This is a genomic window from Sporocytophaga myxococcoides DSM 11118 (assembly GCF_000426725.1).
Taxonomy (GTDB): Bacteria; Bacteroidota; Bacteroidia; order Cytophagales; family Cytophagaceae; genus Sporocytophaga; species Sporocytophaga myxococcoides.
On sequence record NZ_AUFX01000011.1, the window covers coordinates 210,325 to 227,670 of the forward strand.

Sequence of the window (17,346 nt, forward strand, 5' to 3'; positions counted from 1 at the left end):
ATTTTTGATCTATAATCATTTATCTAAATCTCATGGAATTTGTATCCCACGCTGATTACAATATCATATTTGAAAACAAAGAAGTACAAGGAACACCAGTTGAACTTGTGGAAATAGGCTACCTGAATGCCCCTAGCGGCGAAATCATCGTTTGTGATCCCCTCGTATTTCATGATATAGTGCCTTTAAGCAGAAAAATAAATCCTGGTACTTATCCTGTTAAGATCTATGTCGCGAAAACAGAAGACGCTGGAGATCGTTATGCAGTAGCTAAACTGGAACTAAGTAACAAAAGAGCAGAAAAATGGGTGCTCGCTTTGAGAAACGATGACGATGTTAGTGAATTAAAGGAAAAGGGTGACTTCTTTGGTTTTCCCGTCGATGCTGGCCTTGGTGGTTTTATGGATTATAATGCTGCTCTTCAGTATGATAAGTTTATAGAAGCCTTTGTCCAAAAAAATCCAGAAGGTAATATCTATGACGATTTCTTTGCAGCTGAATTCAAGAAGAATTCTGTTGACCAAAATGATCCGCAAGACTATGGAGACTGGATAAATTTCCAACTACCTGATTCGGATCTGAACATTACAATGTTCCAGTCTGGCTATGGAGATGGCGTATATCCTGCATATTGGGGAATAGACAAAGATGGACAAGTCACTTCTCTCGTCATTGACTTCCTGGTTTTATTATTGCCAGATGAACAATAAAAAAAATAAATTCCAGAGTAATAAAAGAATCAAATAAAAGTGCATCACAACTTACTACTAATACTCAGTCTTCTTTTTGCAGTTTTTCTCCTTGTGATGTTGGCACAAAAGATAAAAATTGCATATCCTATATTTCTGGTACTGGCAGGTCTGGCAATCAGCTTCATTCCGGGTATTCCTATCATTAAGTTAGAACCAGACCTCGTTTTCCTGATCTTCCTGCCCCCCTTGCTCTATGAAGCTGCATGGTACACTTCATGGAAAGACTTCTGGAAATGGAAGCGCCCCATAAGCTTGCTCGCTTTTGGACTTGTATTTTTCACTTCCACTTTAGTAGCTTATTTCTCTAGCGGTATAATCCCTGGATTTACATTAGCACTAGGTTTTCTTTTGGGAGGAATTATATCTCCACCTGATGCTGTTGCTGCAACCGCTGTATTAAAGGGACTTGAAGTACCAAAGCGTGTCTTAACTATTCTTGAAGGAGAAAGTCTCGTCAATGACGCATCTTCACTGATTGTCTTCAGATTTGCATTGGCGGCAATACTTACTGGTACCTTCTCTTTTCATGAAGCTGCCGCACAATTTTTCCTTGTAGCTTCAATGGGAGTTGTTGTTGGGCTTGCAGGCGCTCATATAATGTACGTCATACATCGTTTCCTTCCTACAACACCTGCAATAGATGCAGCATTAACAGTAATGACGCCATATATCCTGTTCCTCACAGCAGAACAGTTTCATTTTTCCGGAGTAATGGCAGTTGTAAGTGGTGGGCTCTTTATTTCTTACCGTTCACATGAAGTTTTCACTACGGGCACTACCCGCATCAATATGCTTGGTGTGTGGGTTACCATGATATTTATTATGAATGCTGTTGTATTTATTCTGATTGGTCTTGAACTACCAGAAATAATCAATGGACTGGGAGAATATTCAATTGCTCAAGGAATAAAATATGGCTTATTAGTTAGTGGTATCATTATATTGCTCAGATTTTTATGGGTATTTCCGGCAACCCATATTCCCCGATGGCTTAATGCAGAAATTCGCAAAGAATCCAATCCGGGCTGGAAAGGTCCTTTAGTAGTAAGTTGGGCAGGAATGCGTGGAGTAGTCTCTCTGGCTACTGCATTGTCTATTCCAATGCTCATGAACGATGGTACTGCTTTCCCTCACCGCAACCTGATTATCTTTATCACATTCATAACAATATTTGTCACCCTTGTAGTCCAGGGACTTACACTACCCCTGATCATTAAACTCATTAAGTTAAAAGAAATAGATAATATCATTCCTGAAGATGAACAGCAGACTGGAATAAATTTAAGATTATCTAATGTAGCCCTTCGTCGCTTATGCGATAAATATGCTTTGGAGATACAAGAAAATGAATTAGTAAGTATCCTAAAAACAAACCTTGAGCACGAAGTAGCTACCTCGCAGAAAAGACTTGCCTCTTTAGAATGCGATACAACTCAAATTGAAGAGAGAGAGGATTATCGTAAAATCTTATTAGATATTTATGCAACTCAGCGCATAGAACTATTTCAATTAAGAAAAGAAAAGTTCTTCAGCGATGAGGAAATTAGAAAAGCAGAAATACAATTGGATCTGAATGAAATGAAGGTCAGTGGTGCTGCGCACTAAGATAACAACCATCAAATAGATAATAATCGAATTGAAATTATATATAATAAAAGTCCTGTAAATATTACAAGACTTTTATTATATTAAAATAGAGTATTAACTCCGAGCAAGTTCCTTTCTCAAAGGAACATCCTGAAGTGAAAGATACGTTACAGATCTCCAAAGCCATTCCAATGGTCCATAGTGATATCTGCTCATCCACCACTTGCTGAAAATTAACTGAATAACAAAGTAAACCACTCCCAGAAGAAAACTATAAAAGAATCCAATAGAGTCATATAGTCCAACTCCATACCCGTAAATGAGAGGAACCCAAACTAAAGATTGCATCACATAAGTTGTTAAGCTCATTCGACCTGTGTATTTAAGAATATCAAGTCTTTTTCTTACTGCTTCATTCTGATAAAGTAAAACAAAGCTACTGAAGATGATCACTACAAAAGCAAAGTTTGCATAAGAAGACAATATGATAGTCCATGATTCAATGATTGTCTTTTCTGGGGCAATTTCAGGCAGATAGAATCTATTAAATATATACAAAGGAACAAATAAAATGGCAGCAAGTACCAAAGCAACCTGGCAATGTTTTCTATAGTTTCCAATTGTTTTAAAAAAACCACTTCTTCCAATCACTATACCAATCATAAACAAGCCCAAAGTCTGAAACACACGTCCATATAAGAACATATACAACCATTTGGACTTTTGAGCTTCAGAAATATTAAATGAGAGGACATCAAACAAGCTTCCTTTGGAGAATACAGCGGCGCTCGATCCATAAATTGCGTCCATTGCAACCAAAAGTGGATTACGCTGATAATTGTGGTTCAAAGTTTTATTTATTACCATTATAACAAATGGTGTCTGTAAAAGAAAAAATACAGCAAGTATAATAAGAACTCGTGAAGGTACTTTGTCCATAACTACGAGTACAAATCCCATAATAAAGAAATAGGTAAGAATATCACCGGAATAAACCAGGCTATGAAACCACCCTATTCCACCTAAAACGAGGAGTCTCCATATAAAACGACCTCTGAAATCTTTTCCTTTATCCGCCTGACTTTTCATCTGAATAAAGAAGCTTAATCCAAAAAGGAAAGCAAATAACGCATATGACTTTCCCGCGAAAAGAAAATAAATCATTTCATTGACACCTTTATCCAATGATTTTAATATTTCAGAATTTGTCTCAGGAAACAGAAACAATTCAAAATGTTCCTGCATATGAACAGAGAATAGTCCAAATAAAGCTATCCCTCTTAAGACATCAATGACTTCAAGCCGGTCTGTTGGCTTTTTTAAAACAGGTATTTCCATAGGATTCAATTGTTAATTTTAGGTTAGGGTTAAATTACATTAGCTGAATTAGTCGACTTTGCAAAAGGTGCAATTAATCCATTAAAACCACTAAACTTAAATAAGAAAAATTATAAAAACAGGAAGGTAATTTAAGCTCTTTCCCCTGCCTTTTTACGGGAAAATAACGATTAAAAATGCGCAAAAAATGCATTTAAAGGGAATTCTCAAAAACAAATTCCTGAACAATACCTATGGATTATTTTCAAAAAGAATCTAAGAAATATATAATTAAAAAATTTGAGATTCTTAAAAAAATTACATCCCTCTGATAATATTTACAATCCAATTCATTACAAGAACCACAAATATCAGAATTCTATATTGTAATTTCATTCCCTTCTGTATGTACACAAAAAAAGTATCTTTCTGCCTAAAAAGGTCAACGAACATCCAAATTAATGAAATTATTATTAGTATAGAAAAAGGTATACTGAGAATATTATAAAGAAACGCCTCGGCAAAATCCCCTTTCATTAATTCAAGTGTAGCTCTACCCATGCCACAACCAGGACAAGGGATACCTGTGATTCGTTTAAAAATACAAAGGGTGAAATGCTGGTGATTATTATAGTGATCAAAAACATATAAAAACAAATACCCGCCTACAATGACAGAGATTGCAAGCAGGTATTTTAAATAGAAATTATTGAATGCTTTAAACAGCAACCTGAGATAACTTATTATAATTGACTTCCCTTGCTTTACCCATTACTAAAAATAAATCTATAAGCCACCAAATGCCCATACCCCCACAGGTAAGTAATTTAGCAACTCCAAGACCTGTCTGGCCTAACATAAATCTGTCTATCCCTAAACCGCCTATTAAAATAGATACGATCAATATAGTTGTAGGATTTTTATATTGAATAGATTGAATTGCGGCAAGCTTACTATCATCTAGCCTGGAGAGTTGCTCTCTAATGAGGCCTAGTTTTTCTGCCGGAAACTTTTCGTTCATTGAAGCAATGAACAAATCAACTTTGTTTTGGTCCATTTCAAAAAAAATTATGTTAAAATTAAAATCTAAAATATGGACCTAATTACGTAATTTTTTTCTTATGGTTTAAATTATTATTAATTAAAGCTCTGTCTTAATGAAAGATACAAAAAAAAACATCTAAATAAATTGCTTATTCGATCATAATAGCCAAACTACAACTTATAAAACGAAGGGCATGGTAGCCTTTTATATTTAGTTTTCTTCTTTCCTTTTTGATCACCTTCACCAAATATGTAGATCAAAGAAATTTCATGAGCCCCACCAGTTCTTTTGTTAAGCCTTGATACAACATAGTCATAGCTATAACAAAAACTAAAACCATTAATTACCACCCCTATCAACCCAATAACAGCCTCTGCATTGGTCAAGCCAGACTCATAACGTTTTACAGGAAGTCCTCGGTACCACACCCCGAACTGCACTGGTTCAAGCAAAACATTTATACCAAGATCCAATTGATCAAATTTTCCCTGAGTCTTATAAAGAATAGATGGCATAAATGCTTTTTCTTTATATTCAATCCGTGTTGATCTTCCTCTAGGACTACCGGCTATCGGTATTCTTGCTCCTGCATGAAAATTCATTTCAGCGGGCAGTCTAGTATTATCATCTAAAAAGGATTGGCGAGGTCTGTTTATGTGGTGGTATGAAAACCCAAACCAGAATACTTCAGAATAAAGTAATCCACCTGATGAGAAATCAAAATAATTTCTTTTCGATAAGTTTAATGGTTCGGAGGTACCTCCTATAAATCCATTGTCATCATACTGATCAGGAAATATAACTTTTGAATAGTCAATACTCTGCTGAACATACGTAGCCTGTAATCCGGGAATGAATGTCCAATTTTCATTTAACCCAATATGGTAAGAATAAAAACCGGATATCTCTGTCGATTTAAGTTTTGATGTACCTTCTTTATTCTGCATTACCATCAACCCTACCCCACTTGAATACTTAGAGAAAAAATGATCGAACGATGCAGCATAGGTTATAAAAGGCTTTCCAGCAGTAGGCCATTGATTTCTGTAATTGAGTATAGCCCTGGATGAATGGCTTGTACCGGCAAATGCAGGATTTAAATACAAAGGTGCATTATAGAACTGAGAAAATTGTACATCCTGTGCATATGACACACTTGTATTAATTATCAATATAGATAAAACAAACTGTATTAGAATCTTCATTTAATAAATCAAACCTTATTGCTTCTGTTTAGTTTTCCTTTTATTATAAATTCTTTTAAACTTCCTAGTATGATTGATTTTCAAGGGAAGTAAAGGAGATGATAGTTTCCCTACAAACAGAAAAAACAGGAAGACAATCATACTTCATTCTGAATAACATACAGCTCTAGGTTGCCAAAACAGATATTCTGGTTTTAAATAATTGAGGGATGAGAGTTTTATTATTGATATTCATTTGCATTTTATGCACCAATATTGCGCCAGCAAATGCTCAGTGTTTACCTGCCAATGCCGGATTTTCATACAGGGATACCTGCTTCAATAATTTAACACAATTTACAGGAATTGGAGTCGGTGATACTACCACCTGGAGCTGGGATTTTGGAGACCCAGGTTCCGGAACTCAAAATACAGCTTTTGGTGCTTATCCCACGCATACGTTTTCTCAGACAAATACAACTTATACAGTTACCTTCTCATTCACTGATGCTTGCGGGAATCCTGCAACTATTACTCAAAACATATTAATTCAAAATAATCCTAATCCACCCTTATCAATTAACCTAAAAGATACTGTTGTTTGTGATGCCCCATATTATATTGATTCAGGGATACCAGGCTTAAGTTACCAATGGTCCGATGGAGACACGACTCAAATTGATACACTAAACAGTGCCGGAAAATACTGGGTAAAAGTTTATCAGAATGGATGTTATACATCTGACACGGTGACAATTCGTTTTTGGGGTCAGGGAAACAAAGGAGATTATAATTGGCAATTTGGAAATAATGCAGGACTAAACTTCAATGACAACCCTCCCTCTGTAACCAATACCAACGCCAATAGCACGAATGGCGGAAGCGCTTCAATATCGGATCCATCCGGAAATCTTTTGTTCTATACGGATGGAATAAATATTTATAACAAAGACAATAAAATTATGCAAGGAGGCACTGGATTGAAAGGCAATTCAGACTCTTCTCAATCCGCTATAATAGTACCAGATCCTCGAGCAAACAATATCTATTACATCTTTACAGTAAACCCTTCGACCGGATTAACTTATACAACCGTAGATTTATCACTTAATAATGGAGAAGGAAGAGTAACCAATGTCAATGTCCCCCTTAACAATCCCGTTGCCAATAAAGTATCAGGCATGAAAGATGATCAGGGTAATTTCTGGGTGGTAGCACATGAACTTAATTCAAATAATTTCATCTCATATAAGATTGGAACAAGCGGGTTCTATCCTACCCCAGTAATCTCTTCATCAGGTACTGTACAAACGAATGGTCAGGGCTATATGAAGTTTTCTAAAGACGGAACCAAAGTAGCTGTTGCTTTGGCTGAACAAAACAGAGTTGAAATATTTGATTTTAATAAAAATACAGGTCAACTTACTATCAGCGATACAATAACAAATGTTACAAGCCCATTTGGCCTGGAATTTTCTGATGACAACAATAAACTTTATGTAAGCACAAACGGTGATGGTCACCTTTATCAATATGATATCACAAAGGCAACATCCACTGAAATCGAAAATTCACAGGTTACTATAAGCACTGATCCATCTGCTTCATATGAAGCCCTGCAGTTAGGACCTGACGGAAAAATATACGTAGCTCTGAAAGGTTCGGGAAGCGGCTTTCTTGGAGTTATCAATAATCCTACGCTAGACAGCACAGATGCAGACTATCAACATAAGTCTGTAGATCTTGGCACAGAAAGCAATACTGGTCTACCCAATTTTGTAGCCAACTACTTTAATACATCTGACTGGAATTTAGCTTATGCAGATACTTGTTCCGGCTCCATAACTTTATTTCAGGCAAATGCGCCTGATACGGTATTTACCTGGACATGGAGCTTTGGTGATGGACAAACAGCAACTGGGCAAACAACTACACATACATATCCAGGACCAGGAACATATAATGTATCTGTCAGGGCAATATATGCATGTGGAGATACAACAATGACCAGAACATTGACAATTGTGGAAACACCTCCAACACCAGCAATTAAAGATACCATCATATGCGACCCAATTACCTACAAACTGGATGCAACATTAAGCGGGCCTGGCTTATCCTACCTATGGAATACAGGATCAACATCTTCCTTTATTAATACAGACACATCTGGTACATTTATAGTGGAAGTCAGTCGGGCAGGGTGTATAAACACCGCTACAGCTACTGTTACCTTTGCGCCTGTTATCCCATTCGACTTAGGGGGTGATAAAACTTTATGTGCAGGCGACTCAATTCAACTGGATGCACAAAACCCAGGATTAACTCATACATGGTCTACCGGAGCTACCAGTCAAAGTATAGTGGTAAAGACTTCAGGGATTTACGCTGCAACAGTTAGCAATAATGGTTTATGTCAAAAATCAGATCAGATAAATATTACCTTTATCACTCCACCTATTGTTTCATTAGGTCCGGACACGACCTTTTGTGAAGGATCAAATCCCGTGTTAGACGCTGGAGTTGTGCCTTCAGGATTTCAATATAAGTGGTCAACCAATGAAATTAACCGGCAGATTCATCCAACAACATCAGGTACATACAGTGTAGCCATATATCGTGATCAATGCCAAAGAAGCGATACAATCAATATTGAATTTGAAGAGGCTCCAGATGTCAGTTTAAATCCAACTTATGCACTGTGTAGTGAAAACGGGGATTCTGTGCTTCTTGATGGAGGAATAGCAGATAGTTATCTTTGGCTTCCTGGAGGACAGACAACTCAATCAATAACTGTATTTACAGAGGGCATATATTACTTGACAGCCAAAAGCGAACATGGATGCGAAAATACAGTCAATACATTAGTTCAGGATATCTGTGAAGCAAGGGTCTTTGTCCCTAATATATTCTCACCAAATGATGATGGAAACAATGATGAATTCAGAATTTCAGGAGCCAACATCATCTCTTTTAGACTCGAAATATTTGACCAATGGGGAGAATTGATCTTTGTATCAAATTCAATGGAAAATTCCTGGAATGGAGAGTATAGAGGAAAAACTGTACAGGAAGGTGCATATGTCTGGAAACTCACTTATGCTGGAGAAAGCATTAGCGGAACTAAAAGCCAGACAAAAACTGGAGATGTGACAGTGCTAAGATAATTGAGAAAATCGAATTAAATCAATTATTAACATAGCCGCCACACACCAGTTAGGAATGAATACACTTTTCATCATTAAAATTTAACAAATGCAAATAGAAAGTTTTTTTGATAAAGGTCTGGCACAGCTCACCTACGCTATTATAAGTGAAGGAGAAATAGCCCTTATAGATCCAGCAAGGGACCCATCTCCTTTTTTTCATTTAGAAAATAAATATAATGCCAAAATCAAAGCTGTCATTGAAACTCATCCTCATGCTGATTTCATAAGCAGTCATGGAGAATTTTCTTTGCATCAGGTAAAAATCTATGCAAGTAAATTATCAGAAGTCAATTATGAGCATGTGACCTTTGATGATGGTGATGAGATAAAAATCGGGGCAATAAAATTAAGAGCTATCAATACGCCTGGCCACTCTCCTGACAGCATTTCAGTGTTGCTTGAAGATGAAACAGAAAATCCCTATGCGATATTTACAGGAGACACACTCTTTATTGGTGATGTAGGAAGGCCTGATTTAAGAGAGAATTCTAAGGACAGTGCAACATTAAAAGAAAAACTGGCAGGTAAATTATATCACTCGCTTCATGATAAAATATTAAAATTACCGGATAACATAATCATATTTCCTGCACATGGCCCCGGCTCTCTCTGTGGAAAATCAATGAGTGACAACCTTTCCGACACGCTTGGCAATCAAAGAAAAGAAAATTACGCTCTTCAATCCATGAGTGAGTCACAGTTTATAAAACTTATTCTGGCTAACCAGCCATTTATTCCGAAATATTTCACATACGATGTTCTCATAAACAAACTTGGGGCTCCTAGACTAAGTGAAAGTATTGAAAAAGTTAAATACATAGAAAGCATCAATGAAATTGTGACTGATGCTCTGATAGTAGATACCAGAAGTTCAGATTTATTCAAGAGTGGACATATCCAAGGAGCAATTAATATTCCAAATGGAGGGAAATTTGAAACATGGTTAGGCTCTATTATAAGTCCAGACGAAACCTTTTATCTTATAGCAAGCGATGATAATATACTGGAAGAAGTTCTTCTTAAAACAGCTAAAATAGGATACGAATCAAAAATAGCCGGAGCTATAGTCTTGCAAAAACCATCAGGTATCCAATCAAAAAAAATAGAAGCTAAAGATGTGATCAAAGCAGATGATAAATACACCATTATAGATGTAAGAGATTCAAACGAGGTCGCTTCAGAAAAGTACTTTTTAAATTCAATAAACATTCCCCTAAACAAGCTTAGGGAAAACGTTCATTCCATACCTTCCGGAAAGCCAATTGCAGTGCACTGCGCAGGAGGATACCGATCAGCTATTGGTAGCAGTATACTTGAAAGTACACAAATTGAAAAAGTATATGATATTAGCGAAAGTATAAAATCACTTGAAGCACTACCAAAAATAGATAACCTGAAAAAGTAGATTAAGAGCGGGTATTTATCCCACTCTTTGGCCTACATAGATTTAAACTCAAAAGGGATTTCAACAAGCTCAGAAAACTCTTGTCCTGCCTCTTTCATATCTTCATCATCAGAAAAGTGATACCAGATGATTTTTGCTCCCTGGATTTTTTCAAATTTCGTTAAAATGTCCAATATTAATTTAGAAGACGCAGTATTAAAATATTCCAGTTTAACCTGAAGGTTAGTAGCTGGATTAGATTGCTCCTTATATGCTTCGATCCAGCTTAACACTGGCTTAAAAAAACCGGCAGCATCTTCCGGGAGTGAGCGTCCGGAAATTTCAAATACTCCTTTAGATTTGTCCAATGTGACAGAAGGAGTATCTTCAGTTCCGTTTATATTCAAAGTATCCATAATTATAGAAAGATTATCAAATAGGTTTAAGTAGGAAAAGGATTTACTCGCTGATTCTCGCAATTTTTGATTTGAAAGAAAAGAAAGAATAATCAGCATCAACAGTCTCAAAATTATACTCAAGTTTCTGTCCTGATTTTCTCGCGATATCAACAAATCCTAATCCTGCACCACCTTTATCTGACATTTCATTATTCTGAATTAATTCTTTGTAGAAATTCTTCAAACCATCTTTATCCAGGCTATTAATCTTCTCAAGCTTTTCTGACAATCCTTTGATATCTTTATTAGCAATCATATTACCTGAAGTAATGATATAACAGTCCTCTTCAGAACCAATCATAAAAATAGCTTTCTTTTCATTTGGCAAGGATAAGCTCTCCGAATGTTTACATATATTTTGAAGGCACTCAACCATCACATTGAATACTTTTCTTTTAATATTGCCTTCTTCACCTTTAGAATCAAGCTTCTTTTCGGCCATAGACAATACAGCTTTTGTTATTTCCTGGGTAAACTCCCCTTCGTATACAAGTATGATATTTTCTTCTACCATAGTTTTGTGAATATTATAAATGTAATTCATACGTAATTAATTGCGACTTTAATTTAAACTCTATAAAAATTATTAAAACTTAATACCAATTAATAGAACATCATCTGTCTGTTTATGCTCACCTTTCCATGATTCAAACTCAATATTCAAAGCATCATGTATTGCAGACATAGATTTGTCTTTATTATTCATGATGGCATCTTTTATTTTCACAGTGCCGAGTTTTCTGTTTTGAGGTCCACCAAATTGATCAGGGAATCCATCTGAGAAAAAGAAAATCATATCACCTGTTTTCATCTTGATTTTATGGTTGGTAAACTGAGTCTGGTTTTTATAGACTCCTCCACCAATAGCCCATTTATCACCTTTGTATTCTGTTAATTCTCCATCGGAAACATGGTATAAGGATCTGTGAGCTCCGGCATATTCCACGATCTTTTTAGACAAATCAATCTTACAAAATGCGATATCCATTCCGTCTTTAATGTTCTCTTCATTGGTATCCTTTATAAGAGTTTCATTAACCTTTCTATCAAACTCATCCAATATAGCCCCAGAATTTAATCCGGAACACATTTCGACTATGTTATTAAGTTGAAAATATCCTACCAGAGACAACATAGCTCCTGGCACACCATGACCTGTACAATCCACTACAGATATAAACACAGAGTTATCTTTTTCCATATACCATGGGAAGTCACCGCTTACGATATCCCTTGGCTTGTACAGTATAAATGAACCGGGCAGTGTTTTCTGAATAGATTTGTTATCAGGAATAATAGCATTCTGAATTCTTTTTGAATATGTTATACTTTCATGTATGCTTCTGTTCTTAGCTTGAATCTCTCTTTCAATAAGCTTCATCTCAGTGATATCGTGGGAAACAACAAGGACAGACTCCAGACTATTTTCATTATATTCAGGAATTGCATTGATCTGCATTACCCTTTCACCAAGATGTGAATTATAGTTAGTTTCAAGGTGAAGTTTATTTTCTGTACTAATTACATTCTGAAGAATTTCTTTCCACACACCTACAATGCCATTTTGAGAACTAACTGTTTCCAGAGATTGATTCATAAACTCTGAAGGTTTTAATCCTGTATAGTTTTCAATGACAGGGTTTGTATAAGTGATTACACCATCACAGTTCAATCGTGTGATAAGATCAGGAGAGTTTTCAGAAAGCGCCTGCATGTTTTTCCTCATGCGTTCTTCCATTTCTGCCTTCCTTTTCACTGTGATATCACGTGAATTAAGAATAATTCCACCCACAGCTCTATCTGATAGAAGATTTTTACCTGTTGCTTCCAGCCAAATAAGCTCTCCGTTATCTTTTATAAATCTGTATTGGATTGTAATTGACTTTTCAGGATCTGCCAAAAGTTCATCAAACATTGCCTTATAAGCTACTCTGTCTTCTTCATATATGTGGGCTTCATCCTTTTTATTTATAAGGTCAGATGGGTCTATACCTAATATCCTCTTTACAGATGGACTCACATACCTCAGGATCATATTCTTTTCGTAGATTGCAATTACCTCTGATGCATTTTCAAGCAGAGACTGCATTCTCTTCTGAGTTTTATTCACCTCTTCAATCTGTTCTTCAAGTTTCTCATTAGACAACTGAAGGTCTTCCTGAGTAGCTCTCATCTCTTCAGCATTCTGCCTCAATTCTTCCTGTTGCTGTTGAAGTTCAGCACTCATCTTTTGAGATTGCTCAAGATGTCTTTGAGTACGTTCATTTACATGTATGTTAAAGATCGTCCTTGCTATAATTGGCCCTACTTCTTCAATGAACCTTACTTCATTCGTTGAAAACTTTCTCAATGAAGCAAACTCAACAACCCCATAGGTTAACTCTTCTGTAATCAAGGGCACAATGAGAATCGAATCTGGCTTTTTGTCAATAATTAATCCGGAAGTGATAGAGCAATAATCCTTTGGAATCTCAGTCCTGAAAATGGTAGCTCCTTCTATAGCTGCTTGTCCAACTAAGCCATCGCCCATTTTAAATTTCGCAGACTTATATTTCTTTCTGTTGTAGGCATAGAGATTTTTCATCACGATAGACTTCTTAAACTCATTATCATCATCTTCCTCTATCACATAAAAAGCCCCCTGAATTGCGCCAATCTTTCCAATAAGATATTTTATCACATCATAACTTAAAGGATCAATAGAGTTATGTTTACGCAATATCTCACCTACTTCGGCAATACCGTTAACAATCCAGTTCCTTTCTTTCTCTCTGATCTCTGCACTTATGAGGTTTTTCTGCATGTTCAGAAGGGAGTTCCCTAATACATCGTTTTCACTTGCTGGCCTGAATTGTGTATTCAAATTACCTTCACCAATGGTGTGCGCAAAGTGTGCAGTATGTTTTAAAGATCTGACGATATTATTTGTAATTAAAGCCATCTCTCCAATCTCATCACCGGTATTAATATTAATTTCATTAGCAAGTATACCTTCTTCTGTCAGCTTAAGATACTCCTTTAGAGAGAAGAGAGGTTGAGTAAGAAATCGAACCAGATAAAATGAAAGAACGATAGTAATCAAAACTACAAACAAAGAAGCTATGATCAGATACAAACGAGAATCGTCTGAAAATCCTTTCACTGCCACTCCTCCAGCTGGTGCTTCAGATACTATTTTGGAAAATACAGAATACTGAATATAAGAAATCAACAATAACGCAGCTGCCACCAAAGATGTAGTGAATACTACAATCTTGCTGCCTAAACTTAATTTTATTTTATTGAACATAAGATCTACTTTCAATTATTAGTTATACTGAGCTTCTACTGCTAAAAAATCACCCAGTAAGGTTGTTAGATTTTGAATGAGGTTTTTATCATTTTCATTTGCTTTTTTCAATAATGAAATCTCCCAGACTCCAATAATTTCTTCACTTTTAAGCAAAGGTAAAATCATAACATCAACAGACTTGGTTGTTCCTAAACCAGAATATGGTATCATATAGCTTTCCTTAAGATCATCTATCACTAATGTCTTACCTTCTTTGGCTACTAATCCTACCAGTCCTTCTCCCACAGCAAATTCAATATCATTTGCTGAATCTAATGCCAAAGCATATGAAGAATATCTTTTTAATTTATTTTCTTCTTGATCTTTAAAGAAGAGTACAGATTGTCCGGCATCAATTTTATTACATATTACTGACAATGCCTTATCCATTTTATCTTTACCGCCAATTTTACTATTCATGATAGCATCAATTTCTTTTTTTAATTCATGAATAATATTAGACTGATCCTGTCTTAAAATTTCTTCTTCCTTATCAACAATAAATTCGTTCTTAAGTCTGTCCACATATACAACTTCCTTAAATGATTTGGTATTGAGCAATACATAATTCAGAATTATGCTTATAATTCCCGCTGCAAGAGTTATATAAAAAATTGAAAGGATATTATTATCAGCTCCGGAAAAACTATTGAATAGGATAATTGAATAAACAACCAAACCTATAAACAATATATTCGCCAGAGCATGCACTTTTGATAAAATCATTTTCATAGCTGAGTCACTTTATTTAATTCTATTAAAAACTTTATAATTTCTTCTACTTTCATAACATGGTCTATTTTTGTAACACTCATAGCAGCCTTTGGCATAGTGTCAATCACGCTTTCCTCAGGATCCTGAATGATTGTCATCCCTCCATAATCTTTAACCTTTTTCATTCCAAGAGCACCATCTTTGTTCGCTCCTGTTAATAAGATTCCAATAAGTTTTTCCTTATAAACGTATGCACAGGTCTCAAAGGTTATATCTATTGCAGGTCTTGAATTATTAACCATTTCTTCAGTGGATAAAGAAATGTAGTTACCCAGCTCAATATTCATGTGATAATTTGCTGGCGCCAGATATATTTTCCCTCTTTTAATAGGTTCATTATGATCAGGCTCTTTTACTTCTTTAATGCTCTTCAGAGAGAGAGCTTCTATAAGGCCGTTTCTTATATGTTTTAGCCTATGGCAACATATAAAAATTGGTAACGAAAAATCTTCTGGAAGCTTGTTTAATATCTTACATAAAACCTGAAAACTTCCAGCTGATCCTCCAATGACTATAGCTTTATATTTCCTGTTTAGATCTACTTCTTTCATTACCGGATTACACTTTATTCTTTCTAAAAATTCTTTCCTCGGGGCCCAACATTGTAAATTTTGGAGCAACCTCCGACCATTCGATCGTCTCTCTGGATCCCAGAATCAATAGGCCAGACATATTTAATGACTGATGAAGTTTTTTTAATATATCATTTTGCAGTTGTGGGTTATGATAAATAAGAATATTCCTGCATAATATGATATCAACATTTCCGTTAAAGGAATCTTTAACAAGATTGATCTCTTTAAATTTTATCTTACTCAGAAGATCTTTGGTGAGACTGTAATTTTCGCCCTCGGCTTTGAAATAATTGGTAAGCTCTCCCTTATAACCTGTCTTTACAAAATTACTTGTATTCAGCTCCATGCTTTTACCAGGAATCAATCCTGATTGTGCTTTCTCAATTATCCCAACATTAAAATCAGTAGATATTACTTCTGCTTTATTTAACAGGTTTAAGTCATTCAACAATATCATTAATGAAAATACTTCCTCACCTGATGAGCTACCTACTTGCCATATTTTGATATTCTGTGATAAATTCTGTTCTAGTAGCACTTTTCTTAAATGCTTCCAGAAAGACGGATCTCTGAACAACTCAGTGACATTAACTGAGATTTCTGTCAATAATTCATTCTTCTTAATTTCTCCGGATATTATTTTATTAACCAAATTCTCAACAGAGCCCAATCGTTTTATTTCTATAAAACGTTGAATTCTTCTTTTAAAAGATGCTGCTGAATAATTTGAAAAATCGTAATCAAACCTTTCAATAATTGTCTGAATTAGCTTTCTAAGCTCATTTATTCCTATTTCCGGAGCTGTTTGCATTGTTATGAGAAAAATGACATTTGGAGGATACTAACGGAATGAATGATAAGATAGTTGGGATAAATTTTAAACAATCATCTTTCAAAATATTTACCGTGAGATAAAACCATAAAACTGTCCCTATAAATTGAATTATTGTGCCGACTAACAAAAAAACAAAGCATCTTCCTGGAGCACTCATCAAACTGATTTTCAATGCAATAAACATACAAAAACAGATCTAAAAAAAATTTACATTGTGCTTAACTACACATTAAAAAATATAATTCTTTTGAGATTTTTTTACAACTAATGCAGACTCCATTCGTATTTAATTTTGAATCCTATACAGTTAGGAAAATCCGCCTGTAACAAATTACTTACTATATTATAATAATCATGAAAATCAATTTTAGACCAGCAAAGCTTGCAGTAATCATGGCCTTTACCCTGTTATTCTGTACGAAGTCAGAGGCTCAAACTGAATACAAGGTATACTCAGGTCTGATGTTCCATTTCATCAAATATACCCAATGGCCTTCTCCAGGTGGAGAAATTGTTTTGGGTGTATTTGGGAAGTCTCCAATGAACACAGAAGCGATGGCGCTTAATGGAAAGATGGCAGGCTCTATGAAAGTTGTCGTCAAAGAAATTCATAACGTAGCTGAGGTAGATGCATGTCAGATATTATTTGTGCCATCAAGTCAATCAGCAAAATATTCAGAAATTGCACCTAAAGCGAAACAACATCATGTTTTAGTCGTAAGTAATTCTCCGTCAGCTACCAAAAATGGAGTAATTGTAAACTTCTTTGAAGAGGACAGTAAAGTGAAGTTCGAAATCTCTAACAAAAATGCCGCAGAAAACGGGTTAAAGATTTCTTCTGAATTACAGAAACTGGCCAGAATAGTTGACTAAACATCATTCCCAAAATAGTATT

General features: G+C 35.4%; 15 protein-coding genes. 5 read left to right on the forward strand and 10 right to left on the reverse strand.

Annotated elements, in window-relative coordinates; all coding sequences use genetic code 11:
* Positions 1–32: 32 nt before the first annotated feature.
* Both K350_RS0114865 and K350_RS0114870 read left to right on the forward strand, forming a co-directional pair.
* Positions 33–710 (forward strand): DUF4241 domain-containing protein, encoded by a 678-nt coding sequence (locus tag K350_RS0114865; protein WP_051313169.1) that lies wholly within the window; start codon positions 33–35, stop codon positions 708–710.
* Positions 711–749: 39 nt separating this feature from the next.
* Positions 750–2,357 (forward strand): Na+/H+ antiporter, encoded by a 1,608-nt coding sequence (locus tag K350_RS0114870; RefSeq protein ID WP_028980587.1) that lies wholly within the window; start codon positions 750–752, stop codon positions 2,355–2,357.
* 96 nt (positions 2,358–2,453) lie between these two features.
* Here the strand turns inward: K350_RS0114870 and K350_RS0114875 are convergent, their stop codons facing one another.
* The 4 genes from K350_RS0114875 to K350_RS0114890 form a co-directional block, all read right to left on the reverse strand.
* Positions 2,454–3,677 (reverse strand): DUF418 domain-containing protein, encoded by a 1,224-nt coding sequence (locus K350_RS0114875; RefSeq protein WP_028980588.1) that lies wholly within the window; start codon positions 3,675–3,677, stop codon positions 2,454–2,456.
* Between the two features lie 297 nt (positions 3,678–3,974).
* Positions 3,975–4,385: a DUF2752 domain-containing protein gene (locus tag K350_RS33110; RefSeq protein ID WP_028980589.1), complete on the reverse strand. Its 411-nt coding sequence runs from the start codon at positions 4,383–4,385 to the stop codon at positions 3,975–3,977.
* Complete coding sequence (locus K350_RS0114885; RefSeq protein ID WP_028980590.1) at positions 4,375–4,713, reverse strand: TM2 domain-containing protein; 339 nt, start codon at positions 4,711–4,713, stop codon at positions 4,375–4,377. The genes K350_RS33110 and K350_RS0114885 overlap by 11 nt, the downstream gene beginning before the upstream one ends.
* A 158-nt stretch (positions 4,714–4,871) precedes the next feature.
* Complete coding sequence (locus K350_RS0114890) at positions 4,872–5,906, reverse strand: PorP/SprF family type IX secretion system membrane protein (RefSeq protein ID WP_028980591.1); 1,035 nt, start codon at positions 5,904–5,906, stop codon at positions 4,872–4,874.
* 209 nt (positions 5,907–6,115) lie between these two features.
* Between K350_RS0114890 and K350_RS0114895 the strand changes: the two genes are divergently transcribed.
* Together K350_RS0114895 and K350_RS0114900 are read left to right on the forward strand one after the other, a co-directional pair.
* Positions 6,116–9,052, forward strand: coding sequence for a T9SS C-terminal target domain-containing protein (locus K350_RS0114895; protein WP_028980592.1), 2,937 nt, complete (start codon positions 6,116–6,118; stop codon positions 9,050–9,052).
* 88 nt (positions 9,053–9,140) lie between these two features.
* Positions 9,141–10,499 carry an MBL fold metallo-hydrolase gene (locus K350_RS0114900; RefSeq protein ID WP_028980593.1) on the forward strand — a complete coding sequence of 453 codons (1,359 nt, stop codon included), beginning with the start codon at positions 9,141–9,143 and terminating at the stop codon, positions 10,497–10,499.
* Between the two features lie 32 nt (positions 10,500–10,531).
* Here K350_RS0114900 and K350_RS0114905 read toward each other — a convergent pair whose 3' ends face one another.
* The 6 genes from K350_RS0114905 to K350_RS0114930 are packed head-to-tail and all read right to left on the reverse strand — an operon-like array spanning position 10,532 to position 16,427.
* Complete coding sequence (locus K350_RS0114905) at positions 10,532–10,894, reverse strand: DUF1987 domain-containing protein (RefSeq protein ID WP_028980594.1); 363 nt, start codon at positions 10,892–10,894, stop codon at positions 10,532–10,534.
* Positions 10,895–10,937: 43 nt separating this feature from the next.
* Positions 10,938–11,480 carry a SiaB family protein kinase gene (locus tag K350_RS0114910; protein WP_028980595.1) on the reverse strand — a complete coding sequence of 181 codons (543 nt, stop codon included), beginning with the start codon at positions 11,478–11,480 and terminating at the stop codon, positions 10,938–10,940.
* 42 nt (positions 11,481–11,522) lie between these two features.
* Entirely contained in the window at positions 11,523–14,225 is a 2,703-nt protein-coding gene (locus K350_RS0114915) for a PAS domain S-box protein (protein WP_156027051.1), read from the reverse strand.
* Positions 14,226–14,243: 18 nt separating this feature from the next.
* Complete coding sequence (locus tag K350_RS0114920) at positions 14,244–14,999, reverse strand: GAF domain-containing protein (RefSeq protein WP_028980597.1); 756 nt, start codon at positions 14,997–14,999, stop codon at positions 14,244–14,246.
* The gene (locus K350_RS0114925; RefSeq protein WP_028980598.1) at positions 14,996–15,592 is read right to left on the reverse strand and encodes a chemotaxis protein CheB; all 597 of its coding nucleotides are present in this window, start codon (positions 15,590–15,592) and stop codon (positions 14,996–14,998) included. Before K350_RS0114925 ends, K350_RS0114920 begins: the two co-directional genes overlap by 4 nt.
* A gap of 7 nt (positions 15,593–15,599) precedes the next feature.
* Positions 15,600–16,427, reverse strand: a complete 828-nt coding sequence (locus K350_RS0114930) for a CheR family methyltransferase (protein ID WP_037575765.1) — start codon at positions 16,425–16,427, stop codon at positions 15,600–15,602.
* A gap of 378 nt (positions 16,428–16,805) precedes the next feature.
* Here K350_RS0114930 and K350_RS0114935 point away from each other — a divergent pair, with 378 nt between their 5' ends.
* Positions 16,806–17,324 carry a YfiR family protein gene (locus K350_RS0114935; RefSeq protein WP_028980600.1) on the forward strand — a complete coding sequence of 173 codons (519 nt, stop codon included), beginning with the start codon at positions 16,806–16,808 and terminating at the stop codon, positions 17,322–17,324.
* Positions 17,325–17,346: the final 22 nt, after the last annotated feature.

What these genes read in the sequence shown, in the direction of transcription:
- K350_RS0114865 (WP_051313169.1), top strand. Translation starts at nt 33, where the DNA reads ATGGAATTTGTATCCCACGCTGATTACAATATCATATTTGAAAACAAA.
- K350_RS0114875 (WP_028980588.1), bottom strand. Translation starts at nt 3,677, where the DNA reads ATGGAAATACCTGTTTTAAAAAAGCCAACAGACCGGCTTGAAGTCATT.
- K350_RS0114885 (WP_028980590.1), bottom strand. Translation starts at nt 4,713, where the DNA reads ATGGACCAAAACAAAGTTGATTTGTTCATTGCTTCAATGAACGAAAAG.
- K350_RS0114890 (WP_028980591.1), bottom strand. Translation starts at nt 5,906, where the DNA reads ATGAAGATTCTAATACAGTTTGTTTTATCTATATTGATAATTAATACA.
- K350_RS0114895 (WP_028980592.1), top strand. Translation starts at nt 6,116, where the DNA reads ATGAGAGTTTTATTATTGATATTCATTTGCATTTTATGCACCAATATT.
- K350_RS0114900 (WP_028980593.1), top strand. Translation starts at nt 9,141, where the DNA reads ATGCAAATAGAAAGTTTTTTTGATAAAGGTCTGGCACAGCTCACCTAC.
- K350_RS0114905 (WP_028980594.1), bottom strand. Translation starts at nt 10,894, where the DNA reads ATGGATACTTTGAATATAAACGGAACTGAAGATACTCCTTCTGTCACA.
- K350_RS0114910 (WP_028980595.1), bottom strand. Translation starts at nt 11,480, where the DNA reads ATGAATTACATTTATAATATTCACAAAACTATGGTAGAAGAAAATATC.
- K350_RS0114915 (WP_156027051.1), bottom strand. Translation starts at nt 14,225, where the DNA reads ATGTTCAATAAAATAAAATTAAGTTTAGGCAGCAAGATTGTAGTATTC.
- K350_RS0114920 (WP_028980597.1), bottom strand. Translation starts at nt 14,999, where the DNA reads ATGAAAATGATTTTATCAAAAGTGCATGCTCTGGCGAATATATTGTTT.
- K350_RS0114925 (WP_028980598.1), bottom strand. Translation starts at nt 15,592, where the DNA reads ATGAAAGAAGTAGATCTAAACAGGAAATATAAAGCTATAGTCATTGGA.
- K350_RS0114930 (WP_037575765.1), bottom strand. Translation starts at nt 16,427, where the DNA reads ATGCAAACAGCTCCGGAAATAGGAATAAATGAGCTTAGAAAGCTAATT.
- K350_RS0114935 (WP_028980600.1), top strand. Translation starts at nt 16,806, where the DNA reads ATGAAAATCAATTTTAGACCAGCAAAGCTTGCAGTAATCATGGCCTTT.